The organism is Epilithonimonas bovis DSM 19482, assembly GCF_900108115.1.
Taxonomy (GTDB): domain Bacteria; phylum Bacteroidota; class Bacteroidia; order Flavobacteriales; family Weeksellaceae; genus Epilithonimonas; species Epilithonimonas bovis.
This window is the reverse complement of record NZ_FTPU01000045.1, coordinates 1-24,125: the sequence shown is the minus strand read 5'-3', so window position 1 is coordinate 24,125 and position 24,125 is coordinate 1. Positions and strand designations below refer to the sequence as shown.

24 protein-coding genes and 2 pseudogenes are annotated in these 24,125 nt (G+C 39.0%); 3 read left to right on the top strand and 23 right to left on the bottom strand.

Annotated elements, in window-relative coordinates; genetic code table 11:
• A pseudogene (locus tag B0B05_RS14355) lies at positions 1-429 on the bottom strand (IS982 family transposase); the annotation flags it as partial.
• Between the two features lie 445 nt (positions 430-874).
• Between B0B05_RS14355 and B0B05_RS14345 the strand changes: the two are divergent.
• The gene (locus tag B0B05_RS14345) at positions 875-1,063 is read left to right on the top strand and encodes a hypothetical protein (RefSeq protein WP_076784298.1); all 189 of its coding nucleotides are present in this window, start codon (positions 875-877) and stop codon (positions 1,061-1,063) included.
• Between the two features lie 134 nt (positions 1,064-1,197).
• On the opposite strand, the gene B0B05_RS14340 is transcribed toward B0B05_RS14345, so the two are convergent.
• The gene (locus B0B05_RS14340; protein WP_076784297.1) at positions 1,198-4,347 is read right to left on the bottom strand and encodes a DEAD/DEAH box helicase; all 3,150 of its coding nucleotides are present in this window, start codon (positions 4,345-4,347) and stop codon (positions 1,198-1,200) included.
• Between the two features lie 171 nt (positions 4,348-4,518).
• Here B0B05_RS14340 and B0B05_RS14335 point away from each other — a divergent pair, with 171 nt between their 5' ends.
• Positions 4,519-5,076, top strand: a complete 558-nt coding sequence (locus B0B05_RS14335) for a hypothetical protein (protein WP_084173992.1) — start codon at positions 4,519-4,521, stop codon at positions 5,074-5,076.
• Positions 5,077-5,388: 312 nt separating this feature from the next.
• On the opposite strand, the gene B0B05_RS14330 is transcribed toward B0B05_RS14335, so the two are convergent.
• The 21 genes from B0B05_RS14330 to B0B05_RS14235 form a co-directional block, all read right to left on the bottom strand.
• Positions 5,389-5,598: a hypothetical protein gene (locus tag B0B05_RS14330; RefSeq protein WP_076784296.1), complete on the bottom strand. Its 210-nt coding sequence runs from the start codon at positions 5,596-5,598 to the stop codon at positions 5,389-5,391.
• A gap of 414 nt (positions 5,599-6,012) precedes the next feature.
• The gene (locus B0B05_RS14325) at positions 6,013-6,315 is read right to left on the bottom strand and encodes a nucleotidyltransferase domain-containing protein (protein ID WP_221406979.1); all 303 of its coding nucleotides are present in this window, start codon (positions 6,313-6,315) and stop codon (positions 6,013-6,015) included.
• A 13-nt stretch (positions 6,316-6,328) separates the two neighbouring features.
• A complete protein-coding gene (locus tag B0B05_RS14320) occupies positions 6,329-6,811 on the bottom strand; it encodes a nucleotidyltransferase substrate binding protein (protein ID WP_076784295.1) in 483 nt (160 codons plus the stop codon).
• A 74-nt stretch (positions 6,812-6,885) separates the two neighbouring features.
• Positions 6,886-7,062, bottom strand: coding sequence for a hypothetical protein (locus B0B05_RS16690; protein WP_159435885.1), 177 nt, complete (start codon positions 7,060-7,062; stop codon positions 6,886-6,888).
• A 414-nt stretch (positions 7,063-7,476) separates the two neighbouring features.
• Complete coding sequence (locus B0B05_RS14315; protein ID WP_076784294.1) at positions 7,477-8,664, bottom strand: MFS transporter; 1,188 nt, start codon at positions 8,662-8,664, stop codon at positions 7,477-7,479.
• 62 nt (positions 8,665-8,726) lie between these two features.
• Positions 8,727-9,311, bottom strand: coding sequence for a helix-turn-helix domain-containing protein (locus tag B0B05_RS14310; RefSeq protein WP_076784293.1), 585 nt, complete (start codon positions 9,309-9,311; stop codon positions 8,727-8,729).
• Positions 9,312-9,439: 128 nt separating this feature from the next.
• A complete protein-coding gene (locus B0B05_RS14305; RefSeq protein WP_076784292.1) occupies positions 9,440-10,135 on the bottom strand; it encodes a VIT1/CCC1 transporter family protein in 696 nt (231 codons plus the stop codon).
• A gap of 101 nt (positions 10,136-10,236) precedes the next feature.
• Positions 10,237-10,998: a phosphatase PAP2 family protein gene (locus B0B05_RS14300; RefSeq protein ID WP_076784291.1), complete on the bottom strand. Its 762-nt coding sequence runs from the start codon at positions 10,996-10,998 to the stop codon at positions 10,237-10,239.
• Positions 10,995-11,471 (bottom strand): heme-binding domain-containing protein, encoded by a 477-nt coding sequence (locus B0B05_RS14295; protein WP_076784290.1) that lies wholly within the window; start codon positions 11,469-11,471, stop codon positions 10,995-10,997. The genes B0B05_RS14300 and B0B05_RS14295 overlap by 4 nt, the downstream gene beginning before the upstream one ends.
• Before the next feature lie 31 nt (positions 11,472-11,502).
• Positions 11,503-12,702 (bottom strand): DUF3570 domain-containing protein, encoded by a 1,200-nt coding sequence (locus tag B0B05_RS14290; protein ID WP_076784289.1) that lies wholly within the window; start codon positions 12,700-12,702, stop codon positions 11,503-11,505.
• Positions 12,703-12,741: 39 nt separating this feature from the next.
• On the bottom strand, positions 12,742-12,972 hold the full coding sequence (locus B0B05_RS14285; RefSeq protein ID WP_076784288.1) for a DUF4266 domain-containing protein: 231 nt from the start codon (positions 12,970-12,972) through the stop codon (positions 12,742-12,744).
• A complete protein-coding gene (locus B0B05_RS14280) occupies positions 12,969-13,895 on the bottom strand; it encodes an FAD:protein FMN transferase (RefSeq protein ID WP_076784287.1) in 927 nt (308 codons plus the stop codon). Before B0B05_RS14280 ends, B0B05_RS14285 begins: the two co-directional genes overlap by 4 nt.
• Entirely contained in the window at positions 13,896-14,345 is a 450-nt protein-coding gene (locus B0B05_RS14275; RefSeq protein ID WP_076784286.1) for a thioredoxin family protein, read from the bottom strand.
• 15 nt (positions 14,346-14,360) lie between these two features.
• The gene (locus B0B05_RS14270; RefSeq protein ID WP_394332789.1) at positions 14,361-15,521 is read right to left on the bottom strand and encodes an efflux RND transporter periplasmic adaptor subunit; all 1,161 of its coding nucleotides are present in this window, start codon (positions 15,519-15,521) and stop codon (positions 14,361-14,363) included.
• The gene (locus tag B0B05_RS14265) at positions 15,518-19,861 is read right to left on the bottom strand and encodes a CusA/CzcA family heavy metal efflux RND transporter (protein ID WP_076784284.1); all 4,344 of its coding nucleotides are present in this window, start codon (positions 19,859-19,861) and stop codon (positions 15,518-15,520) included. Before B0B05_RS14265 ends, B0B05_RS14270 begins: the two co-directional genes overlap by 4 nt.
• A 167-nt stretch (positions 19,862-20,028) precedes the next feature.
• Positions 20,029-20,424 (bottom strand): hypothetical protein, encoded by a 396-nt coding sequence (locus B0B05_RS14260; protein ID WP_076784283.1) that lies wholly within the window; start codon positions 20,422-20,424, stop codon positions 20,029-20,031.
• Positions 20,425-20,520: 96 nt separating this feature from the next.
• Positions 20,521-21,552: an ACR3 family arsenite efflux transporter gene (arsB, locus tag B0B05_RS14255; protein ID WP_076784282.1), complete on the bottom strand. Its 1,032-nt coding sequence runs from the start codon at positions 21,550-21,552 to the stop codon at positions 20,521-20,523.
• A 3-nt stretch (positions 21,553-21,555) separates the two neighbouring features.
• Positions 21,556-22,167: an arsenate-mycothiol transferase ArsC gene (locus B0B05_RS14250; RefSeq protein WP_076784281.1), complete on the bottom strand. Its 612-nt coding sequence runs from the start codon at positions 22,165-22,167 to the stop codon at positions 21,556-21,558.
• Positions 22,168-22,190: 23 nt separating this feature from the next.
• On the bottom strand, positions 22,191-22,682 hold the full coding sequence (locus B0B05_RS14245; RefSeq protein ID WP_173786391.1) for a GNAT family N-acetyltransferase: 492 nt from the start codon (positions 22,680-22,682) through the stop codon (positions 22,191-22,193).
• A gap of 11 nt (positions 22,683-22,693) precedes the next feature.
• The gene (locus tag B0B05_RS14240; RefSeq protein WP_076784279.1) at positions 22,694-23,203 is read right to left on the bottom strand and encodes a DUF6428 family protein; all 510 of its coding nucleotides are present in this window, start codon (positions 23,201-23,203) and stop codon (positions 22,694-22,696) included.
• Positions 23,204-23,320: 117 nt separating this feature from the next.
• Positions 23,321-23,650 carry an ArsR/SmtB family transcription factor gene (locus tag B0B05_RS14235; RefSeq protein WP_076784278.1) on the bottom strand — a complete coding sequence of 110 codons (330 nt, stop codon included), beginning with the start codon at positions 23,648-23,650 and terminating at the stop codon, positions 23,321-23,323.
• Between the two features lie 193 nt (positions 23,651-23,843).
• Here B0B05_RS14235 and B0B05_RS14230 point away from each other — a divergent pair.
• Positions 23,844-24,125 (top strand): annotated as a pseudogene (locus B0B05_RS14230) (IS1595 family transposase); the annotation flags it as partial.

Below are 24,125 nucleotides of genomic sequence, written 5' to 3'. Positions count from 1 at the left end.
ATGGAGATTCTGCGAAGCGCAAAATCCTTTGTTGGGATAAGCGTAATCTACATCTTTACAAATCTTGCTTCTGGAACAACGGGATATTTTACATACTTCCAAAGGCATGCTATCTACTACGAAGTAGTTTTCAAATTCATTAAATTTATCCACCATTTTCTTTCTTATTTCTTCAATAAAAGGAAATAGTTTTCGCTTTCTCCTATTGTAAACACTTCTATCAATTTTTGGTTCAATTTCAAAACCCTTTATATCTCTAAAAAGTTGATGTTCGGAATCAATGGACTTAAATTCAGCCAGAATAATCAAACTAATTAACTCTATATCAGACAGTTTTGGTTTTATTGGTTTAAAATAAAAATTTTCAGTTTCGGAAATGTCTCTTAAATTATTTAAAATTAAATTGTAACTTGCCTCAAGGTTGCTCATAATTGTATTTGATTGGTAGTCAATACAATATACTAATTTTTAGTCACTTGAGCAACCTTTTTTATAATGCACTACGGGTTAAGAACTATATAATTTATCACCCTAAACTAAATCAAAAATTTCCAAAAGCATAATATGTTCAAAAAATATAATTCCGACCAAATTGTTTTATCACTTTCATTAATTAGTCTAGTCTGGGTATTTTTATATAAATTGTTTTTTTTATCTATTTTATCAATCTTTCCAAATGCTGACCAGATTGGAGAAATAACGTATAATGTATTAAATTCTATTATTGCCTCAGGAATTTTTTATTTTTTTGTTGTTTTTTTGGAGAGAAAGCGGAAACAACACATTGTAGATAAAATTATTTTACGAAAACTTCATAATAGTTTTAGGAGAAATAAATGGAAGAGCTTTTGGCATAAATAAATATCTAAGTGTTATGGATACTGAGCTAGCTATAGAATCTGGAGAAATTTTACTAAAAAATAGAAAAATGACCAGAGAAGAAGCGATTGCAAAACTCAAAGAAGCTAAAGAATTAATGGAAATTGATATGATGAGTAAAGAAGAATTTGATGAATTGAAAAAAGAACTTACTCCAGTTATTACCAATAAAAATCCAGAATAACTAGAGTCGAACAAACGTTAAAAAGACTTTCACTTTCCGGCACAAATTATAACACATTACCTCTTCTAACTTTTCAGAAGAAGTTTTTTGATAACATTTTTTAAAGTGACTCAAAATTCATCACTAATAACTTCCTACCCCGTCACCAGCTTAGCACTCTCTTTCCAGAGGTAATTGGGCAATGGCTCCTGTAGCTGCCAAGTGATGGACATGGGTTTGGCACCCGTAGATTCTACAAAGTTAACCGGGCCAATGCAGACGTAGCCTTGGGTGTAGCCATGGGCATCCTTTCTACTCTCACGGATGAAGAGTAAGACGATTTTGTTCTGTTCTTTTTGACGGATATATGATTGGCCTTTAGGAGATTCTGGTGTAGTCTGGTTCTGAGACTGCCAATGAAATAATACCTCATTAATGGCATAGTCATCGTACATGGTGGTGGGAGAAAAATCTTCTTCTGACTTTTTGAGGTTGACAAACAAAGCTTCTGTATGAAGTGCTTTGTTCTCGGCCACACCTTCCCGACCTGGATTCTTCCGTTGTAAAGTACTCATTTGCAAAGCAGCAAAAATCTGATCCCTTGTATAGCGAGCATGGATACGTAACGGTGTATCGTAGGGCAAGTTGGTAAAAGGGAGCTCTTCAAAATCGATCTGACTGATCTTAACTTCTATCAATTCTTGCATCTCTTGTACCATATCCTTGTTCTCTCCAATTTTCTTGAGAGATTCGGCTAATGTCTCATTTTCCACAGGTTTCTGATAAAAATCGTAATATAACATAAGTCCCATCTGCTGATGATCCTGATGATCTGCCAAGTGGCTAAGATCAAAATCATGAGTGATCATCGCCAGAATAAATTGGAAATAGCTCAGCGACTCTGTCACCATCCATTTTTTACCGAGCATTGTTTTATAACATTCGTTATACTTGGTATCTAGGGATAAGTGGAAGGCCTCAGCCTTTAGAATGCTGAATGTATAATTTTTATAAATTTGTTTTAAGTTCAGGTTATAGATCGTTATAAAATTGCTGAGTGTAAGGGGAAGATCTGTTTGGTTTTGATAATTCTGAAGCAGCTGGATGAGCCTACGTTTATTAAGATCGGTGGCTTTGCGTACGTTGTCTAGTATAAATTCTTTGGCTTGTTTTTCTAAGACAATAGAACTCCCCAAAGGAAGATTAGGAAAGTCCCTTTCTATCTCGTGTTTTACAGTGGTATTGGTTTTCCCAATCAGCGCCCGAAACTTGTTCTCAAAGTCATATTCGGGTCTGGCGTTGCCCACGAAATCTAAGACGGTGAGAACATCCTTGTTCTCATGAAGCCGCAGGCCACGCCCTAGCTGTTGGAGAAATATGGTAAGGCTCTCTGTAGGTCTTAGAAATAACACCGTGTCAATCTCTGGAATATCGATCCCCTCATTGAAAATATCAACTACAAAAAGATAATTGATGTCGTGCTTTTGTAACTGATGCAGCAGTGTGGTGCGCTGCGCTGAATTCTCTGAAACTAGATAAGCGGCTTGTAAGCCGGCCTGCTGAAAGCGCTGGCTCATATATTGAGCGTGGTCTATACTGACACAAAACCCAAGCGCTGTGACCTCATGAATATCTCTGGTATATTTGTTTAAATTCTGAATAATACTTTGGGTGCGAAGATCGCCAGATGTCAACAGTCGGGATAATTCGGACACATTATATTGGCCATTGGTCCACCCTACCTTTGAGTAATCTACTGAATCTGTAATCCCAAAGTATTGAAAAGGGCACAGCAATTTTTGATTGAGTGCATCCGGCAGTCTGATCTCGGCTGCTATTCTAAAATTAAAATCTGGCAAAATGCTGTTACTGTCCATGCGCTCTGGCGTTGCCGTAAGGCCTTCCCAAATCTTTGGTGTAAAATAAGAGAATGCTTTGCGGTAGGTGCTTGCTGTGGAATGATGGGCTTCATCGATCACGATGAAATCATAATAATCAGGGGTACAAAAACTGACTAAATCTTGGTTATTCAGAGTCTGTATGGTGCCAAACACTGCACTTTTGGTATTAGGCACATAACCATCGCCCAAGAGTTCTCCAAAATTTTGGTCTTTGAGGACATTTCTGAATGTATGCAAGGCTTGTTTCAAAATCTCGATCCGGTGGGCAACAAATAGTACTTTCGCATCTGGATGTGCTTGTCTAAAATTTTTGAAATCAAAGGCTGATATCATGGTTTTTCCCGTACCTGTAGCAGCCACAATGAGGTTTTTATATGACCCGTGTACAGCACGCTCTACCCTAAGCTTTTCTAGTATCTCGGCCTGATAGTGGTAAGGTTTGAGATCGAAAAAAGATGCGATCTCCAGGGTTGATTTGCCTATTTTGTTATTTTTGAGTGCGTGATCTAGCTGTTGCAATTTGGTGGCATCATAAGCTTCAAACTCCGCCGCATTCCAATAGGACTCAAAGGTTTTCTGAAACTTATTGATAATATGAGGAATCTCTTTGGTAGTGACCTTAACGTTCCATTCTAGACCATCCGTCAAAGCCGATCTGGAAAAGTTAGAGGAGCCTATATAGCCCGTATGGAATCCTGTATGTCTAAAAAAGAGATAGGCTTTGGCATGTAAGCGTTCATTGGCATTATTGTAAGAGACCTTGACTTGGGTATTGGGCAATTGGCTGAGTTCATCAATCGCGCGCGCATCTGAAGCCCCCATGTATGTGGTGGTAATCACCCTGAGTTGGCCTCCTCTAGCTGTGAACTCCTCAAAAGCTTCCCGCAGAATAACAATAGCCTTCCACTTGATAAAAGAAACCAGCAGATCAATCCGATCGGCAGAGCGAATCTCTTTTTTGAGTTCTGAATCTAAAGATAACCCTACATTGCCACCAGTAAACAGCTCACTTTGTGTTAAACGGGAAACTGGCATGATCTCCTGAAGGTGCAGTTTGAGATCGGTATAATCATTTTTAAGTTGATCGAGAACCGCTTCTAAGATTCGACCTTCGGCATCAATTAAATCATCGTTAAAATCATATTGGCTGATTTGTACCGTCACATATTGGAGAATGCGATTGGAGATTTCAATTTGTTTTGATACCAAGAGCTCCTTTTTGTCTACTTTGATCAGCCGGAGCGCATTAGCAATAGCGGTGGATAAATGGGCAGTTAAAAAATATACGGCCTCTTCGGCATCTAGCTTTTTATCTTCTGCAATAAAGAAACGATGATGATCTAGCGCCGACAATTTTTTTTGCAGCGCCTGGGTAATGAGAGATTCGTAGATACCTAAGTTCATGGATGGTTAATAGCCGATTAGTCGGCTGCAATTTATGAAATTGTAGAGGGATGACAAAGCTGCCTTTAGCAATTCGTTTATCATTATATAACCCCATCTAGCCCTTTTACGGAAACCCGTAATGCTATGTACGGAGAGGTTTTTATATTTGGTGGTTAATAAACACCAATTATGAAAAAACTATTATTACCTGTCCTGTTTCTGTATTCGGTAACGACCTTGGCACAAACCAATGCTGACCTGAAAAATGATGTGAACCAGATTAAAACAGACCTGGACAACGTGAGGCAGCAGGTGCAGGCTGTGACCACCCAAAACAACTACCTAAAGAAGGCATTAGATGTAAATGCGCCAGTCCTGGAACAGACGCAAAACGACAGCCTCTACCGCATTACCTCTGTATTGGGTTCTAAAAAAGACAAGACGATTACCATTACTTTTTTATTAGAATCTAAAGACCAGAATAAAATGGCTTCCTTCAGTGATCTTACCCTGATAGATCTGGAAGGGAATGCTTTTGAATTTGATCATAACCGCTCATCCAACCTCTATGCTAAGCTCACTTTGAATGTCCCGCTCAAATTAAAATTCATTTTTAAAACTAACAACGAAGCGCCTAAAGTCGTTAAGCTTTTTAAATTTATTGCCCGGAATGAGCCGGAAGGCAACCCTCTTAATTTTAACCGATCTAACCTGGAGTTCCGGGACCTGAATGTAAGCTGGGAGTAAAAATGGGCTTCGAGAGCCTCAGCCTGACAAGGTGTGCGAATGTGGTGTGGCGTGAGAGTTTTTATAAAAGATGATTGATCAGCAAGTGGCAGAGATGGGCTTCGAGAGCCTCAGCCTGACAGCGTAACAGGTGATGGATGATGGATGATGGGTGAACTGGGAAACATCATGAGCAAAGAAGAAGGGATAGCAATCATCATGAGGGAAATGGAGGAAAGCAAAGCTGTACCCATCTAAACAATATCAGGTTCTGAATGATTTTATAAACCCACGGATATATTTCAAGCAACAGTTATAAATACCTGAAGTTTTTTATAAAAATCTAGTGGCGCCGGTATTTTCTACCACTGCAGCCACTTTTTCAGTTTCATCAGAAGGAATCATTTCGAAGAACGGAACATCTTTCATCTCTTGCCAGAATCTATGCTCCTGCGTATTTTGCTGGGGTTCGTCTGTGATCAAAAAGAATTTGTTTTTATTTAAATCTTTCTGATACTGCTGGCTAAGAAAAGCTACGAGCATTAAACAATCAGACTGATGATAACTGTATATTTTTTAATATACGATATTCATATTTAAACCAATTATTGTACATTTGATTGATAAGCAAAAATAGTGCTTGAGTTTAAATTTTGATGTTTTAATAGGATTGGTAACGAGCGTAGAGTTTTATTTAAGTTTCATTTTGAGTCAAATCATTACAGAACTATTAAATATAAAATCTATGAATAAACTAAAAAGTGTAATTGTTGGAGTGGGTGCTATTGTGTGAAGCCTAAAACATTATGACTTGTTGGAATCTAGTGCAAAGCTCAAAATTGTCAAGATATATAGCAAGGGGGTTCGAGTCCCCCTCTTCACTCAAAAAATCCTCATTTAAAAAGTCAAATATTTTTTCAGGAGTAAAATTGTTTAATTCCTCTATTGTCAGAGTACTCATATTAAATTAATTCTTTCAAAAAATATTTCGCCTAATCTATTAATGTGATCAATTAATTCAGGATTCGTAATTTTTTCCTTGATGTTAATATCGAAAATATAGGGAAGCAATAAATCATCTAAACTTAACTGAATGTCGTATAATATTTTCTGAGAAAGGTTTTCTCCAATCAAGGTCAGGTCAATATCAGAATAAGGTTTATAATTTCCCTTTACACGAGATCCAAATATAATGACCTTATCCACTTGAGAATATTTCTCAAATACGCTATATATTTTTAGAATGTCTTTTTTAGACAATCCAAAGATTTTATCATTCAAACAGATTTCCTTGCTCTCCACTTCTTAAACCTTCCATTTTAGTTTCTAATTCAATAAATTCCTTTTCGTACTCCGTAAGAATAAACTTCACTATCTCATTTGCGGTATCTTCATTATAAGTATGTGATGTGCTGTTGCGACTTAGCATCATTTCCATCCATACATGGCCATCATCTACAAGTCCCACTTGTGCTGCATATTTTACAGCATCTCGGCTCCCTTTAATCTCTGTATTACCCTGAAATTCGGCGTAGTCTTTCATTAATTTCCATGCTAATTCATGAGTGTATTCAAAACTTTGTATCAGCCCTTGTTTATATATATCCTGAATCGAAGGCAAAATATCATCAAGATCATCTTCTTCTACCTCAACTGAAATATCTTCTACCTCTTTTATATAAGCAATATTATCCCTCAAACTTTTGAGAGCTTTTCTATAGTTACTAAATCGTTGTTCCCAGCGAATATCTTCCATATTGTTCAAAATTAAAAAAAATATCTAATCTTTTTGTAAAATAAGATCTAAAGCATTGGTAAAGATTGGAAGTTCTACTTTTTCAACTCCAAATTCCACAATACCATTACCATCCACGAGAATAACAGGAACTGCCCAACCTGCAATGATGAATCCTTTGCTTCTGTTGAAAACCTGGAAGTTGTAAAGAAAATCCCCTGCTGAAAGCGTCCCTCTATATCTTCCCTAAACTGACATAATGTGTCACCCAAAGTTACTAATAAAACTAATAAACTTAATATACAATTAAATTAAAAACATAACACTACTGGCTATCAATACACTATAATCCAATACTAGTATTTGCATGTATTCAAAAACAATCTAAAAAGAACAAGATAGAAATATCCTTTCTACCCCGTCACCAGCTTAGCACTCTCTTTCCAAAGGTAATTGGGCATAGGCTCCTGTAGCTGCCAAGTGATGGACATTGGTTTCGCGCAATTACCAGATAAAAAAAAGGTTTAAACTAGAGTCTAAACCTTTTCTATACCATTTAATGAACTTATCAGTCGTTACCTTCTGTCTTTACGATTTTGTTATAAATCCCGAACAATAAGAATGGTGCTGCCCATTGCCCCCGGCAGTAAGAACCCTTCTAAAAGTATGTAACTGTAATAGTTCTGTTATTTTTTGTCCCGCGGCCTTATGCCCCATGCGGCGATGGCTATTGCTGTGACGGTCCCCACTGCGCCCAGTGCAAATATATTTTGATAACCGAATGAATTGGCCACCAGCCCTGCCAATGGCGAAGTGACGGCCAAGGCCACATCAAAGAACGCTGAGTAAGCGCCCAGTGCGGTGCCGCGCCTCTGTGGTGCAATGCTTTTAACAGCTTCTACCCCGAACTCGGGAAAGATGAGTGAAAAACCATGGCCTGTAAAAACGGCCCCAATGAAAGCCATGGCAGGCACAGTGGCATACCACAGCAGCAGTTGCCCCGCCAGCTGTACCAGCAGTGATACAGCCGCTACCCTGTTGCCCCCATACCGGTCTGTATAAGATGCGAAGAAAAGCCTGACACCAATGTAGCTGGCGCCAAATAACGTGATTGCCAGTGAAGCATTTGCCCATCCTCTTTCCTGAAAAACCAATGTTATAAATGATGCCAGGCATCCAAACGCAATGGCAGCAAAGGAAAGCCCCAAGCCGTACTTAGCAATCCTGAGCACGACATCCCCAAAGGCGCTTCTCTGTTTTTCCGCTTTATGCAATGCTGGTATCTGCAGTTGCGAAACGGCTATCCAGCCGATCAGCGCTAAGGCCATAATAGCCGCAAATGCCACTGCCGTTCCCCAGTGCTGCTGCAACAGTACCCCCACGGGCACGCCTGCTGCCAGACCGCCATACATGGCAATACCATTCCATGACATAACCTTACCTGAACGCTGATGGCCAGCCAGCCCAATGCCCCATGATAAAGCGCCGGTGATCTGCAGACTCTCCGCTGCCCCCAGCAAAACCCTGCCGAGGATCATTAAAGAAATGCTGATGATGTAAGAAGATGACACCCACACTGCCGCTATGTATACTGCGGCGGTGGCCACGACCGTTATGGTGCCGAACAGCACCCCCGGCTTAACACCCCTGGTTTCGGCGATGTGCCCTGCCCTCTTACGGGTCAGCAATGTTGCAAGGGACTGGATGCCGATGACGATCCCGATGACGAGATTGCTGCTGTGTAAAACATTGTGTAAAAATACGGGTAACACGCCCAGTGAAATGCCAATGGTCATATAGCTGCAAAATACCATCACACATAGCGGGAGCATAATTTTTGAAAACGATACCGAATAGGCTGTTGTCTGTTCCATTATAAAAATTTTGTGCAAAGGAACAGCAATGCACCAGCACTGAAAATAGAGAAAGGCATTTATTAGCCAGACAAATCGTGGCAGGCTTTCCTGAAATCCATAGGTGTTAAACCATTTACCTTTTTAAACAGGCGCGCGAAATACGCTGGGTCTTCGAAGCCCAGTTCAAAAGCTATTTCCTTTGAAGAAAGCTCCGTATGGTGCAACAGCCTTTTGGCCTCCAGAAAGAGGTGTTGCTGTATCCAGTGGCTTGTAGAAAACCCGGTGGTTTTTATCAATACTTCATTTAAGTAAGCCGTTGAAATACTAAGTAGGGCAGCATAATCGGCAGGTTTCTTTAAAGTGCGGAAATTGCCTTCCAGCAGCTGCCGAAATGCAGCTGTAATCTGGCTTAGCCGGCTTTGCGGCTTAAGATGTTTATCCTGTGTGCTGCTAAACGTATTGCAGACCACAGAGACGAAGGCGTTGAGGCAGGCGTGTAATCCTTTGACCCCAAAACTGTTGAGCTCTGACGCATTGCAGCTTTTGTCTATCAGTTCTACCAAGGTGGACAAGCTTTGGCTGTCTGTAACCGAAACCACTGGTGTGGACAGTTTGTCTAAATAATTGCGGAAATCTTTTTCTATAATATCGGGGCTAACTTCCAAAATCCAGCCGGCATTTTTCTGCGGCAGATAGTAGTGGACCTGACCGGGCCTGAGCTCTATCCCGGAATAACAGAACAGCCGCTAAAAGGTTTTAACAAAATGGAATAAGAAAAATACTAAATGAATATTCAATTGACATTAACCCCAAACAGATGTCCCACCATCGCAGTTACAGCCATTGCTACAGTACCCCAAAAGCAAATTCTCAACATGGCAACTCCAATTTTAGAACCTCCTGTTTTTGCCGCTACAGCACCCAATACCATTAGGAAAACTATAGAAAACCCGTATTGGTAATAGACCATATCTTTTTCTGGAGCAAAAATAGAAACCGACATGGGTAAAGCGGCCCCGGAAAGAAAAGAGAAAAAAGAAGCAAAGGAGGCTTGTAATGGTTTTGCTACCGTTATCTCATTAATTCCCAACTCATCTTTTGCATGAGCCTCCAGAGCATTGTGGTCTGTAAGTTCTTTTGCAACCAACATTGCAGTCTCTCTCGTAACGCCTCGTCTTTCATAAATTTTTGCGAGTTCCTGAAGTTCAATATCCGGTATCTCTGTCAATTCCTTTTTTTCTCTTTCAATATCTGCTTTTTCTGTATCGGATTGGGAACTTACCGAAACATATTCTCCGGCAGCCATAGACATTGCGCCAGCTATCGTCCCTGCCAGTGCAGCTAAAATGATAGAATGCCTGTTGGGATCTGCAGCCGCTACGCCAATTACAATACTTGTGGTGGAAAGAAGCCCGTCATTGGCACCCAAGACGGCAGCACGAAGCCAGCCTACTCTATTTACATAATGTTTTTCTAAAGGATGTTTCATATAATGAGTTGTTATTTGTTTTTATTTGTCAGATGAAACGCCAATATTATGTTTCTCCATATTTGTACAATTCTAGAATATGGGCATTTCATTATTTAAATTTAAAAATTAAAAGACATTCCCAATCCTATTGTTTTACTTTGATAAAACGGATAAACGAAAGCCGTATTTTGGGAATTAGCTTTGAAGAATATTTTACTTATTTTTGGAAACAGCCAATAGGCCGCTTCGGTGGAGAGAATACCTATGCCGGCTCCGGCAACCACATCACCTACCCAATGTTTGTCGTTCAACGTTCTGTAAACGCCGGTAAACAAAGCAAAAGGATAACCGATTAAACTCAACCAAAAATGATCTTCCTGATATTCCCGAAACATAAACTGCGCAGTTGCAAAAGCAAAAGCGGTATGTCCGGAAGGAAAGGAAAGATTGTTAGAACCATCGGGCCGTTCTTCTTTTACCAGATGTTTGGTGGGGAGCACAACCGCACTGGAGATCAGAAGCGAGGTTCCCAGAATGATGCTCCGGTCTTTCAGGTTATGCTTCCCCTTGATTCCGGAAAAATTAAGTCCGTACACCAAAACAGCCGGCACAAACTGGGTATAATTGTCCAGCTTTATATGGTCGGGCTTATGCTCACTGATCTCATATTGTGTCGATTTATTCAGTTGCTTCAAATCATCAGAAGTTAAGCTTAAAATTCCGTAACCGATAAAAACCGAAGGAACAATCAGTTTTTTATATCCAAATTGATAGACCGATAATGAATCTGCAATGGGCTTCTTATCCTCCTGAAAAACGGATTTTTGTGCTTCAATCCATTGGAAAAAGCAAAGCATTGTCAATAAAATGATTCTTTTCATCGCACCGAAATTTCTTTATTGATCTGACCTTTCATCGATTTGACCCAGGTTAGGATTATTGCCTTTTGTTCAGAAGATAATTTCGCATGGGTGTGAATGAAAGTATAACTACTCAATGGCATTTCACCTGTGTTAACAGTTTTTGCAACTTCATCTAATTTCTTCAGTTTTTTATCATTCGGATACGTACCAAATTCATCAAAATTCAAATGTCTTTTCCCGTCATTGATATGATTGGCCAGCCACCATTTTACCGGCTGAACCTTACTGTACCAAGGATAAACGGTATTGTTGGAATGGCAGTCATAGCAACTGGTTTTTAAAATCTGCCGCACATTTTGAGGCACAGAATATTTTTTTTCTATGGAATTTTCAGAAGTTTCAGCTGTCTTATTGGGATTTACGTCAAAAAACTGTATCGCAATAAAGATGATTAATATGATTGGAATGCTTATTTTTTTTATGGATTTCATAATTTTTGATTTTAATTAATTTCTAATTTTTTTATTTGAAACGGATGTTGAGTGATATAATATCTGATTTCATTCCGACCGATTTGGTGTAATGACCATACCTCAGTTCCAGCATATTGAACCATTCGATCCCGAAAAGACCGTTGGGAAGGTTAAACCGGACTCCAGCACCATAAAAATTACTATGGAAGGTGGATAAATCATAATTGCTCGTATAGAAATCGTCAAACGCAGTATGTTTTTCATAAGGTGCAAAATATTTCGTTCCTGTTTGCGTATAATAGCGGTAAAACGGACTTACGGAAACAAAAGGCGAAATTTTCACCGGCGTTTCTACATTAATAGTATGTGATTTCAGTCCCCAATCATCGGTATAATAGCGATAATAGGTTCTTAAAATCACCTTGTCGCCAAAGAAATAATTGCTACGGAAACCTAAAGGAAGTTTAAACCTTTTATCCGGCAAATTTTCCTGATGAACAGAGCCATCCGACAAATAAACGCGGTGAAACGGCAAACTCAAATAGCCTGTCTGCTGCACTGCATCTGCCAAAAATTCAATCTGAAAATTCGGATTGATGATCTGAGAATACGCCAGAGAAAGTGCATAGGTATTTCTTCCGCTTGAACCGTAATTGTCGTGTTCTTTGCCAGTATTGGCAGGATTATAATTGGTTCGCAATTCGATTGGGGCAATCAGCTTTACCTGATCCAGATATGCCTGAAATCTTGCAGTAAATTCTCCCATTTTATTTTTGGTTTTCTGGGCAAATCCTATATTAGCTCCAATGGATTGGTAATCAAATTCTGCGGAATAAGAAATCCCACCCAAAAGTGTACTCCCCTTTTCTTCATTTTCCCGGCTCCAGCCGATGGAAGGATAAACTCTTGTATCGGCGTGGGAAGCGGAAGAATTCGCTTTCAGGTCAATCATATCCGAAGAAGCCGATGTATAATGGTCGATCCCGACATCGAAGTTGAACTTATTTTTGCGTCCTTTTTTGTCGTATTTTACCAAAACCACATCGATAGAATTGGAAATATCAGAAAGCTTTTCTGTCCCAATCCCGCCTGTTACCGCTGAATTATTCCCGTTTTGGTTGTAATAGCTCGAGACCAGATTGGCTTCTTCAAAACTTAATGTTCTGGATTTTTCATTAATTGCTTTATCTTGTGCTTTGGCATACCACAATCCGAATAATGCGGCGATGCTTATTAATACTTTTTTCATGTTTTAAAAGAATAGATGATACTAAAAGATTTTATAAAATCAGTTGCAACCACAACCACCACCTACTTTTCCGGCATTGGCACCGGAAGAACCTTCGCGGTAAGACTGGAAGTTGAGTTCTGTTTTTTCAATCGGTCGGTTTCCTAAAACCATTTCGGCGTCGTTCAGTTTATTCTTTTCGTATTCTTTTACCGTTGTACAAGAAAAAATGCTGGAAAGCAAAACAATCGTTGCTATTCCGAGGTATATTTTTTGAAATTGACTTTTCATTTGAAGTTGATGTTTTTAGATGAATAAATGTGGTTTTCGTCATCAATAATGATGCATTCCACCTGCTGAATCTGGTCTATCATTCCGATTCCCTTTTCAGTTCCCATAATGGTAACGGGCGTTGCCAAAGCATCGGCAATTTCGGCGTTCGGACAAATAATGGTCACGCTTTTAATTCCCGAAACCGGCATTCCTGTTTTGGGGTTGATGGTGTGCGAATATTTTTTTCCGCCAATGCTTACAAATTTTTCGTAATTGCCGGAAGTAGCAACGGAAATATTGGAGATATTCATATAGGAAAAAGGTAACCTAGCATTATCCGGATCGGAAATTCCTATCGTCCAGGGTTTCCCGTCCGCCTGATTTCCCCAGGTTGTTAAATCTCCCGAAGCATTCACGACGCCAGATTTTACACCTCTATTTATCAACAATCGTTTCCCCATTTCTGCGGCATATCCTTTCCCAATGCCGCCAAAACCGATGCGCATTCCTTTTTCTTTCAGAAAAACCGTAGAATCTTCCCGATTCAGCAAAATATTATGGTAATTGACGAGTTTTAAATGTTCCTTTATCATTTCCGGATCAGGAAGTTCCTTCATTTCGCGGTCGAAATTCCAAAACTTCCTGTCAATACTTCCGTAGGAAATATCAAAATAACCATCGGTAATTTTACTGATGCGCAAGCTGCGTTCAATAAGATTAAAAACTTCCGGATCTACTTTTACAGGTTTCATTCCTGCATTTTGGTTGATCTGGTTGGTCTGGCTTTCTTCCCGAAACGTGGTGAGCAAATTTTCGATACGCTGGATCTCCAAAACGGCAGCTTCCAGGTGTTCTTTGGCCACAGTTTCATTGGTATCTACCACCGTAATTTCAAATTGGTTGCCCATCAGTCTTTGAGTTTTTCGGAACTCTTTCATCATTTAATTCTTAAATATTTTTTGATATTCCGTCCGAATTTCACTCGTAAAAGAAGCTGCATTTTCTGAAGGAAGCCCATCCCAAGTTTTCAATATCTTTCCGTTTTCATCCAATAAAAGGGTGTACGGAAATGCGCCGTTTGGGTTGTACTTGTCTGCCAAAGCAGCATTCTCTTTTTTAATGGCAGCAGTGGGCTGATTTTTCTTATTTCTCGGGAAATCCGCATTCAGATAGACCACAACGTGCTCCGTAATTAATTTTTGAAAAGTTTCCGTGTCGATGATATTTTTGTGCAGTTTGATACACGGAATACACCAATCCGAACCTGAAAAATTCAGGAGTATGAGTTCGTGATTTTCTTTGGCTTGTTGTTGAGCCGTTTCCAATCGGGTTTGTGCGTTTGCTGTGAGCGAAAATAAAGCGATCAGCAGTGTGGCAAATATTGTTTTCATACGATTTGATTTTAATTATTCTTCGTCCTCACTGGTATTTTTCAGCTTCATCAGAAGCGTGTACGCGTTTTTGGTCACGATTTTCTTTCCTTTAAAATCCTGAAAATTCAGAATCTGTATAAAACCGTTTTCGGATTCGTTGGTGGTAACCGGAACCATTTTGTAGGTTTGTTTTTTCTCTTCAACAAAAACATAGCTTTTACCTTCAAAATCGACAATGCTTTCTTCCGGAACTGCATTCGAAAAAGAGGTTTCGGTCTCGACTTCCGCATTCATATACATTCCCGGAATCAGTTCGGGATGGTATTTTTCAAAATGACAATGGACATCGGCAATTCCATTTCCGTCCAGATCTTTGCCTGTGAGGAGAATTTCGCCATCATATTTTTTGTCCGGATTGATATTGCTGTAAGCCACAATCCGCTGTCCTGTTTTCAGCATCGCAAGGTCTTTTTCATAGACTTTGAGATTGAGATGAATATCCGCAGGATTGATGAGTTCGAACAAAACATCGGAAGGATTGACGTATTTCCCAATATTCACATTCACTTTGCGTACAAAACCATTGATACTGCTGTAAACTGGCACACTTTTACGGATATTCCCGGCAGTTACGCTTCCTGCGTTGATGTTCACCAGCTGCAGTTGCTGCGCAATGGCATTCATAATAATTTGCTGGCTGTTCATCTCCGATTGTGCCATCTGCATCACCTTATCACTGCTTGCCTGGCTTTGGTTGAGCTTTTTTTGGCGGTTATAATCCAGCTGAGCAAAATGATATTTGGATTTTGCCATCAGGTAATCCTGCTGCAGCTGTACAAACTGAGGGTTTTCAATCACGGCAATCACTTGTCCTTTGGAAACTTTCATTCCCGGGAGTAGTCCGGTACTTTTCACGTAACCGCCCAAAGGTGTGCTTACGGAAACGAGATTTTGTGGCGGAACGTCAATTTTACCGTTTAATTTAAGAACTGTCGAGATGGATTGCATCGAAAGTTCTGTGGTTTCTACCGGCGCATTCCGGAGTTGGGCATCGGTTAAGCTAACGGTATTTTCGTCTTTTGGGGCTCCGGTTTTGGGAGCAGATTCTTCTTTCTGCGTGCATTGCACCGCCGAAAATATCCACAACAAAACCAAAATCCATTGATATTTTATTTTTAAAGTCTTCATTTTTATTGATTTAAAGTGAGGTATTGAAGCTCGATTGCGCTTTCATTCAGTTTCAAAAGAGCATCCGTGTAATTGCTTTTGAGGGCAAGCGTTTGGTTGATGAGCATGACAAATTCCAGATAATTGATTTCCCCATTCAAGAATTGTTTCTGAGCGGTTTCGGTAATGATTTCCGCATTTTTCAGCTCCGAAGACTCGTAACGGTTTACAATTTCCAGGTTGGTTTGGTAGATTTGCCGGAGTTGCGTTGCTTTTATATTCAAAGAAAATTCGGTATTTATCCTATCATTTTCGGCAATATTTTCCGCCATTTTAGAAGCTTCAATCCTGGCTTTTTGCCCGCCCGAGAAAATCGGAATGCCGACTCCAAGCATTACCGAATGAAATTGTGGCGTTGCATTGTAGATTTTATCGTCTGCTCCTGTTCCTTTGAATGAATTAAGATTGTACGCCAACTGAAGGCCGGGAAGCAATCTGGACTTTTCGACTTCCGTTTGTTTTTCAGCAACCGTTTTCTGCTGTTCCAACATTTTTAGTAAAGGATGCGAAGAAATTTCTGGATTTGAAAGATTAGTTTTGGATGTTTCCAAAGGAAGATATTCAACATCAGAATTAAGCAACCACTGGAACTGCAACTGTAGCGTTTTGACTTCCTGCTGAATTTGTTTTAACTGAATATCAATCGCCGATTTCTGGTTGGACGCTGTTGCTTTTTCCAGGACGTTGCTTTCTCCGGCTTTTAAACGAAGGCTTGCCTTCTCCAGAAAATTAGAATATAATTGTAAGGCTTCATTCAGCAATTTTTCCTTTTCTTTCCAATACAGCAATTGAAAATAAGTCTGGCTTACCAATTTTTTCAATTCAAATTCTTTCAGAGAAACATTCAACTGGCTTTTTTTCCATTCTTCGGTATACAGATTTTTCTGTTTTTTATAGACCGTCGGAAAAGCAATGCTTTGCGAAACCCCGAATTTCATATCCTTATAGGCACTGTTGATTTGTCCGTAATCCGTGCTAACCGAGGTTTGCGGAATATCGGCAGTGGATGTTTTTATCAGTGCTTTGGCAAAATCAGAACGCAGCTTTTCGTTTTTCAGATTCCGGTTATTCTGAACGGCAAGATTAATAGCTTCATCCAGAGAAATCGTAGTTTGTGCATTGAGTTTCACACTGCCAATCATTAGGATGAATATTAAAATCGGCGTGATAGTTTTAATTTTTGGTTTTTTCATCTTAAATCCATTTTCGATATTGATGTACAAAAGCGGCAAAACAAACAGTGTGAGAAAGGTTGCGAGGATTAGTCCGCCAATGACTACCGTTGCCAAAGGCCTTTGTACTTCTGCTCCTGCCCCGTTGCTGACTGCCATCGGGATAAAGCCAAGCGATGCCACACAAGCCGTCATCAGAACCGGGCGTAAACGGCTTTCGCCACCATCTACCACAATTCTTACGATATTTCTGATTCCTGATTTGTGAAGCCGGTTAAATTCTGAAATCAGGACAATCCCATTGAGAACCGCAACACCGAACAGGGCGATAAATCCGACTGCTGCACTGATACTGAAAGGCATTCCTCTCGCATTCAGCAGAAAAACGCCGCCAATAATGGAAAGCGGAATAGCGGTATAAATCAGCAGGCTTTCTTTGATGGATTTAAAAGCCAGAAACAGCAGCACGAAAATCAATGCTAAAGCCAGCGGAACTGCGACCATCAGCCGTTGTTTGGCATTGTTGAGATTTTCAAACGAACCACCATAGGTCATAGAATAACCTGCAGGTAATTTAATTTGTTTGTCCACTTTTTGTTGTAATTCTTCCACAATGCTTTGCACATCCCTATTTTTGATATTAAAACCGACTACAATTCTGCGTTGTGCATTTTCCCGTTGAATCTGATTCGGACCTTGTACAACATCAACCTTGGCAAGCTGGTTCAAAGGAATCTGATTTCCTGAGGGAGTTGGGATAAGGAGATTCCTAATATCATTGATATTTTTCCGGTCATTGGAATTAAGCCGAACCACCATATCAAAACGTTTTTCACCTTCGAAAACCAAACCTGTGCTTTGTCCTGCAAAAGCCGTATTGATGATACGATTGACATCCGCCACAGAAAGATGATACTGGGCAATGGCAGGCCGATTGTATGCCACCACCACTTGTGGAAGCCCGGAAATCGGCTCTATATAAAGGTTTTGCGTTCCTTTCACCGTTTCGATGATTTTACCGAGTTTATTGGCATTTTGCACCAAAGAATCCAGGTTATCACCGAAAATTTTGATGACCACATCCTGCCTTGCTCCGGTCATCAGCTCATTAAACCGCATGGCTACAGGATATTGGAAACCAACCGTAATACCGGGAACATCTTCCAGTGCTTTGGACATTTTTTCCGACAATTCAGGGAAAGTTTTGGCAGAAGTCCATTCTTTTTTGTCTTTCAGAATGACCATCATATCCGAAGCATCCATCGGCATCGGGTCGGTAGGGACTTCCCCACTTCCGATTTTGGTCACCACTTTTTCCACTTCCGGAAAACGTGTTTTCAGGATATGAGCGGCTTTTTGGGTGCTTTCAATCGTAGTAGTCAGATTACTTCCCGGCAAAACCCTTGTATCGACCGCAAAATCACCTTCTTCCAGGGACGGGATAAATTCACCGCCCATTCTGCTCATCATAATAATGGCTGCAATGAAAAGAACAGAGATAACGGCAAAAATGGTTTTTGGAATGCGTAAAACTTTGAGTAATGTTTTCACATATACCGCTTCTACTTTTTTCATCATCCTGTCCGAAAAGGAAGGTTTTAGGCTTCGTTTTTTCAATAAAACCGAACTCATCATCGGAATATAAGTAAGCGAAAGCAGGAACGCTCCAAGCAAAGCAAAAGCGACGGTTTCTGCCATCGGGCGGAACATTTTCCCTTCGATTCCCTGCAATGTGAGAATCGGAATATAGACTATGAAAATGATAATTTGCCCGAAAACAGCGCTGTTCATCATTCTTCCGGCAGATTCGGTTACGATATTATCCATATCATTGGTAGGAATTTTTGCCAGATTGCGGAATTTTTTGTTGAGCATCAGCTGATGTAAAACCGATTCTACAATGATGACCGCTCCGTCAATAATCAACCCGAAATCCAAGGCACCCAAACTCATCAGATTTCCGCTTACGCCGAAAAGATTCATCATACAAATGGCAAAAAGCATCGCCAACGGAATGACGGATGCCACTAAAAGCCCGGCTCTGAAATTTCCAAGAAATAAAACCAATACGAAGACAACAATTAAAGCACCTTCCAAAAGATTCCTTTCTACGGTGCTGATGGCGTTGTTTACCATTTTGGTTCGGTCTAGGAATGGCTCAAGAACCACACCTTCGGGAAGCGTTTTCTGAATTTGAGTCACTTTTGCTTTGACATCTTTGATGACCTGGCTGCTGTTAGCACCTTTCAGCATCATCACCACCGCTCCGGAAACTTCGCCATTATCGTTATAGGTCATCGCACCGTAACGGGTGGCGTAACCTGTTTTTACATCTGCCACGTCACGGATGAAAAGCGGAACATCGTTATTTTTATTGGTGATGGAAATATTTTGAATATCTTCTATATTACCAACCAAACCTTCGCTTCGGATATACAAAACTGTTGGGCCTTTTTCGATATAAGCTCCTCCGGTATTTTGATTGTTAGCATTGAGCGCATCAAAAACATCGTTGATGGTAATTCCATAAGCGTTAAGTTTATCAGGGTTTACAGCAATTTCATATTGTTTGAGCTTTCCTCCGAAACTACTGACTTCGGCTACGCCTTTTACCTGAAGCAATTGCCTGCGGACAATCCAGTCCTGAATGGTTCTAAGTTCTGTAATATTATATTTTTGCTCGTAGCCTTTTTTCGGGCGTACAACGTATTGGTAAATTTCGCCAAGACCTGTAGAAATAGGTCCCAATTGTGGATTCCCAATCCCTTGCGGAATTTGGGATTGTACCTGTTGCAATCGTTCTGCAACCTGTTGTCTTGCCCAATAGACATCTACGCCATCGTCAAAAACAATGGTCACAAGCGAAAGTCCAAATCGGGAAAAACTGCGGATTTCTTTAAGTCCGGCAATATTGGAATTGGCCTGCTCGATGGGGAATGTAACCAACCGTTCTATATCTGTTGCGCCAAAAGAGGGCGCAATGGTAATAACCTGCACCTGATTGTTGGTAATATCCGGCACGGCATCTATCGGCAACTTTGTCACCTGGTAAGAGCCTACACCAATCAAACCAAGAATCAGTAATGCTATAATGAGTTTGTTCTTTACAGAAAACTCAATGATTTTTGTAAGCATATTTAATTCTGTTAATCGTAAAAAATAATTGAATGTGATTTTATAACCGCCAATGAATTATTGACAGAAAACCCGACACCTAAAAAAATGTATAGATGCTGCTTTCCGAATTTTTTCAAAAACAGTAATATCAGATGAATGAACTCACCTGAAAAAATCAAAAAAGATTAACAGAATTTCGGAGGCTGCCAGACGGCATTGATGATTTCCCCGCTCAAATATGCATCATTGTATGAAGCAATTTTCCGTTTAACGACGGGTAAATTATGATTTTCAATTTCAAACCATACCGCAGAACCCGGGGTAAAAACAATGGTTAAAAAATCATGATGGCTAATAAAAGGCAATTTCTGATCCTGTTCGTAATCATCATTATGCGGATGATTTTGCAAATGATTCCCTGCATAGTGAAGTTTCAGAAAATCCAAAACAGATATATTGGAATTTTTAGCTTTATGTTCAAAAAAGTGTTCTACCAAAACGGGAAATTTCAGCAACTGGTACAGCTCTGTTGTAGCACAGAGATATAAGGAAAGTAATATGACCGCCAAACACTTTTTCACTTTACAAAGGTATTAATAATCAGGTATTTTTTATTAAGTTTTTCTATTTTATAATATTTCTAAAGAAGTAAATACTATTAAGAATTAGCAAATTCTTTAATAGTAGTATTTTTTCTTTAACCACAAACTTGCCCTTACCAATAATATCAGTACAGGAACTTCTACCAATGGTCCTATAACGCCTACAAATGCCTGTGGGGAATGAATACCAAATACTGCTATTGCTACGGCTATTGCCAATTCAAAATTGTTTCCTGTGGCGGTAAATGCGATGGATGCGTTTTTATCGTAGGGAACTTTTAGAGATTTATTGATAAAGAAACTAACGAAAAACATCAGTACAAAATAGATGATTAACGGTATGGCTACTTTTACCACATCCATTGGCAGTGCTACTATTTTATCGCCTTTCAGACTGAACATCAATACGATTGTAAACAATAAAGCATATAATGTAATGGGCGATATTCTGGGTACAAATTTTCTATTATACCATTCTATACCTTTTGATTTTACCAATGTGTAACGGCTTATAAAACCTGCTAAAAATGGAATGCCTAAGTATATCAATACACTTTCTGTAACATCTTTCATTGATACAGTTACATTGAAATTTGCCAATCCTAATTTGCTTGGTAATACGTTGATGAATAACCACACTAAGAAGCTGTAAGAAAGGACTTGAAAAACGCTATTTAACGCAACTAACATCGCTGTATATTCTCTGTTGGCTTTCGCTAAATCACTCCAAACAATTACCATTGCGATACATCTCGCCAGACCTATCAATATCAATCCTGTCATATAATCTGGTTCATCTCGTAAAAACAAAACAGCTAATCCGAACATCAGCACTGTACCAATAATCCAATTGAGCAATAACGATATGCCAATTACTTTTTTATCCTTAAATGCTTGTGGCAATAATGAATAATCAACTTTTGCCAATGGTGGGTACATCATCAGTATTAAACCTATTGCCAATGGAATATTTGTAGTGCCTACGGATAAAGCATTTGTGATTTTTGAAATGCCCGGAAAGAAATATCCTAAACCTATGCCTACTGCCATTGCAAGGAATATCCATAAGGTTAGGTACCTGTCTAAGAATTTTAGTTTTGGTTGCATGGGTTATTGACTGATTTTTGAAAAAACATAAAACATTTCTGTTGCTATCTGCAAACTTCTTTCCGCATATACCTGTGATTGTTCTGGTGTATTGTCTGAAATTTTAGGGTCTTCAAATGTGATAGGTATTCTTTTTTCTGCACCTGCAATAAAAGGGCATCCAGCGTCTGCCTGTGAACAGGTCATAATGGCTGCAAACGCTGATACAGGATTAAAAGGGTTATCGTATTTTTTTGAAAAACCGATTATAGGCAAAGCATTATCGCTGTACTTTATAGCATATACAGGATTATTATTTTCTGAAATTTTGAAAATGCTAAAACCCTGATTAATCAATGTTTCTGCAACTTTCGGGAATAGTGCGGTTTCTTCTGTACCGCCCGAATAGCAATATACGTTTGGAATATTAAAATGTGCCGACGCTGCCTGTGCCCAAACCTGTGACAAATGGCTTCTTCGGGAATTGTGGGTACATATGAAATTGATATTTATTTCTTGTCTAATATTTACTTTTTGCTGTACAAAATCTATCAACGGCTGTAATATGGCTTTACGTTCTTCGCTGATATTTTGTAGTGGTAATTGCTCTATTGTTTTTGATAGTGTTGGATACATAGTCTTTTGTTTTTTAGCACTAATTAGTCTACCCCAATATTTTTACTTCTGTGTTCCATTAGTATATTGTCTTTCCAAATGCCGTTTTTCTTTCCTATTTTTTCTCTAAAACCTACCATTCTGAAACCGCATTTTTCGTGTAACCGGATACTGCTTTGGTTTTCGGAAAATATACCGGATTGCAACGTCCATATTCCGTTGGCTTCGCTTTGTTTAATCAATTCATTCAATAAGATTTTTCCAATGCCTTTACCTCTTTCGTTTTGTGCTATATAAACACTTACTTCTGCAACTCCTGCATATACGCATCTGCTTGAAACTGGTGTTAAAGCCGTCCAACCAAGCATTTTATTATTTTCATAAATGCTAATCCTGCAAAAGTCAAGATGTCCTTTGTTCCAATCTTCCCATTGTGGTAAATCATTTTGAAAAGTGGCTATATTGGTTGCTAATCCCTGTTTATAGACTTCTACAACTTCGGGGAAATTATCTTTGGTAATTGGTCTAATCTCCATTGTTACGGTATTTAGCAACATCCCGAATTAGGTGTACAGCAAGCATTATTCAAGTCTGATAATTTTACTTTCTGTTTTTCGAAAGGAATACCGCAAGCATCTTGAGCTAAACAGGCGGTTTGTTTGTTCTTCAGTATAAAATGATTTCCGTTAAAATCCAAATCGTATTTACCAATCGTTTGCAAACCATTTATTGTTTGATTTGGCGTTTGAGAATCTGCGATTGCGCTTTGGTATTCTACTTCTATCTCCGCATCTTCAATACCTAATTTTTCTTCGGATAGTTTGATGATGTTTAATAGTTTGGCTGGTTTTAATCTGTGTTCAAAGTCGTTAGCATTCCATAATTGGAAATTGACAACTTTTTCGTTTCTTATTGTTCCGCCACAATCAATAAAATGTTTTGTGATTACACCTACTTCTGTAACGTGGAAATGCTCCGGTACAAATGTTCCGTCCTCTAATTGAAATTCAACATTATCTAATGCTGGTAAGATTTCTTTGATGTTTGATAGTTTCATAAAATTTCTATTTTATTATGATATTCTGTTACGCTTTATAATTCTGTATTTAAGGCACTATTATTAAGATATGTTACATTGCAATATAACGATATTAAGAGATCTAAAAAAATGCTTTTAACAGCATTGATTTACTTTTACTTCCTGCTCAAAGAATTGATTAAAAAGCCCTTGTACTTCTTTCCACTTCTTTTCTTCTATGCAATAACAAACAGATTTTCCTTCTATTGTTCCCTTAATAATACCTATGTTTTTTAACTCCTTTAGGTGTTGCGAAATAGTTGCCTGTGCCAAACCCAATTCATCCACCAAATCATTGCAAATGCAGGCTTTCTGATTGATAATATATTGAAGTATGGCGATCCTTGCAGGATGCCCCAATACTTTAAACAAAGAAGCCAATTTATTTTGTTCATCCGAAAATATATCTGATCTAGTAAGTCCCATAGCTTATATTTATCATCGCAATATTACGATGTTATTTTTTAACTGCAAAATGTCTTGTTAATAAGGAGCATTGGCATAAAAAAATTAATTAACTGTCCTATATAGATCATTACCAATCATTTTATATAAAAGAATTATGAATATCCGTAATTACACATAATTTCGTATATTTACTTATAATTTAATTAGTTAGATGAATATATTTAGTTTTACAACGCATTTTGGGAGAGAGGAAGATTGCAGAATTCATTTTAAGGAGCAGAGAGATAAAATCGGAGTGGTTTGCAAGTGCGGTCACAAGGAGCATTTCTGGATTAAAAGCATCTGGAGCTACGAATGCAAAAAGTGTCGTAAAAGAATTTCCTTGAAAAGTGGAACGATTATGCAAAATTCTAATCTTTCATTCTTAATTTGGTACAAAACCATGTTTCTAATGAGCGTTACCAAGAAAGGGTTTTCATCGAAAGAGATTCAG

What these genes read in the sequence shown, in the direction of transcription:
- B0B05_RS14290 (WP_076784289.1), bottom strand. Translation starts at nt 12,702, where the DNA reads ATGAAAAAAGTATTAATAAGCATCGCCGCATTATTCGGATTGTGGTAT.
- B0B05_RS14240 (WP_076784279.1), bottom strand. Translation starts at nt 23,203, where the DNA reads ATGAAACTATCAAACATCAAAGAAATCTTACCAGCATTAGATAATGTT.
- B0B05_RS14315 (WP_076784294.1), bottom strand. Translation starts at nt 8,664, where the DNA reads ATGGAACAGACAACAGCCTATTCGGTATCGTTTTCAAAAATTATGCTC.
- B0B05_RS14305 (WP_076784292.1), bottom strand. Translation starts at nt 10,135, where the DNA reads ATGAAACATCCTTTAGAAAAACATTATGTAAATAGAGTAGGCTGGCTT.
- B0B05_RS14335 (WP_084173992.1), top strand. Translation starts at nt 4,519, where the DNA reads ATGAAAAAACTATTATTACCTGTCCTGTTTCTGTATTCGGTAACGACC.
- B0B05_RS14295 (WP_076784290.1), bottom strand. Translation starts at nt 11,471, where the DNA reads ATGAAATCCATAAAAAAAATAAGCATTCCAATCATATTAATCATCTTT.
- B0B05_RS14280 (WP_076784287.1), bottom strand. Translation starts at nt 13,895, where the DNA reads ATGATGAAAGAGTTCCGAAAAACTCAAAGACTGATGGGCAACCAATTT.
- arsB (WP_076784282.1), bottom strand. Translation starts at nt 21,552, where the DNA reads ATGCAACCAAAACTAAAATTCTTAGACAGGTACCTAACCTTATGGATA.
- B0B05_RS14275 (WP_076784286.1), bottom strand. Translation starts at nt 14,345, where the DNA reads ATGAAAACAATATTTGCCACACTGCTGATCGCTTTATTTTCGCTCACA.
- B0B05_RS14250 (WP_076784281.1), bottom strand. Translation starts at nt 22,167, where the DNA reads ATGTATCCAACACTATCAAAAACAATAGAGCAATTACCACTACAAAAT.
- B0B05_RS14300 (WP_076784291.1), bottom strand. Translation starts at nt 10,998, where the DNA reads ATGAAAAGAATCATTTTATTGACAATGCTTTGCTTTTTCCAATGGATT.
- B0B05_RS14340 (WP_076784297.1), bottom strand. Translation starts at nt 4,347, where the DNA reads ATGAACTTAGGTATCTACGAATCTCTCATTACCCAGGCGCTGCAAAAA.
- B0B05_RS14235 (WP_076784278.1), bottom strand. Translation starts at nt 23,650, where the DNA reads ATGGGACTTACTAGATCAGATATATTTTCGGATGAACAAAATAAATTG.
- B0B05_RS14285 (WP_076784288.1), bottom strand. Translation starts at nt 12,972, where the DNA reads ATGAAAAGTCAATTTCAAAAAATATACCTCGGAATAGCAACGATTGTT.
- B0B05_RS14245 (WP_173786391.1), bottom strand. Translation starts at nt 22,682, where the DNA reads ATGGAGATTAGACCAATTACCAAAGATAATTTCCCCGAAGTTGTAGAA.
- B0B05_RS14320 (WP_076784295.1), bottom strand. Translation starts at nt 6,811, where the DNA reads ATGGAAGATATTCGCTGGGAACAACGATTTAGTAACTATAGAAAAGCT.
- B0B05_RS14265 (WP_076784284.1), bottom strand. Translation starts at nt 19,861, where the DNA reads ATGCTTACAAAAATCATTGAGTTTTCTGTAAAGAACAAACTCATTATA.
- B0B05_RS14330 (WP_076784296.1), bottom strand. Translation starts at nt 5,598, where the DNA reads ATGCTCGTAGCTTTTCTTAGCCAGCAGTATCAGAAAGATTTAAATAAA.
- B0B05_RS14345 (WP_076784298.1), top strand. Translation starts at nt 875, where the DNA reads ATGGATACTGAGCTAGCTATAGAATCTGGAGAAATTTTACTAAAAAAT.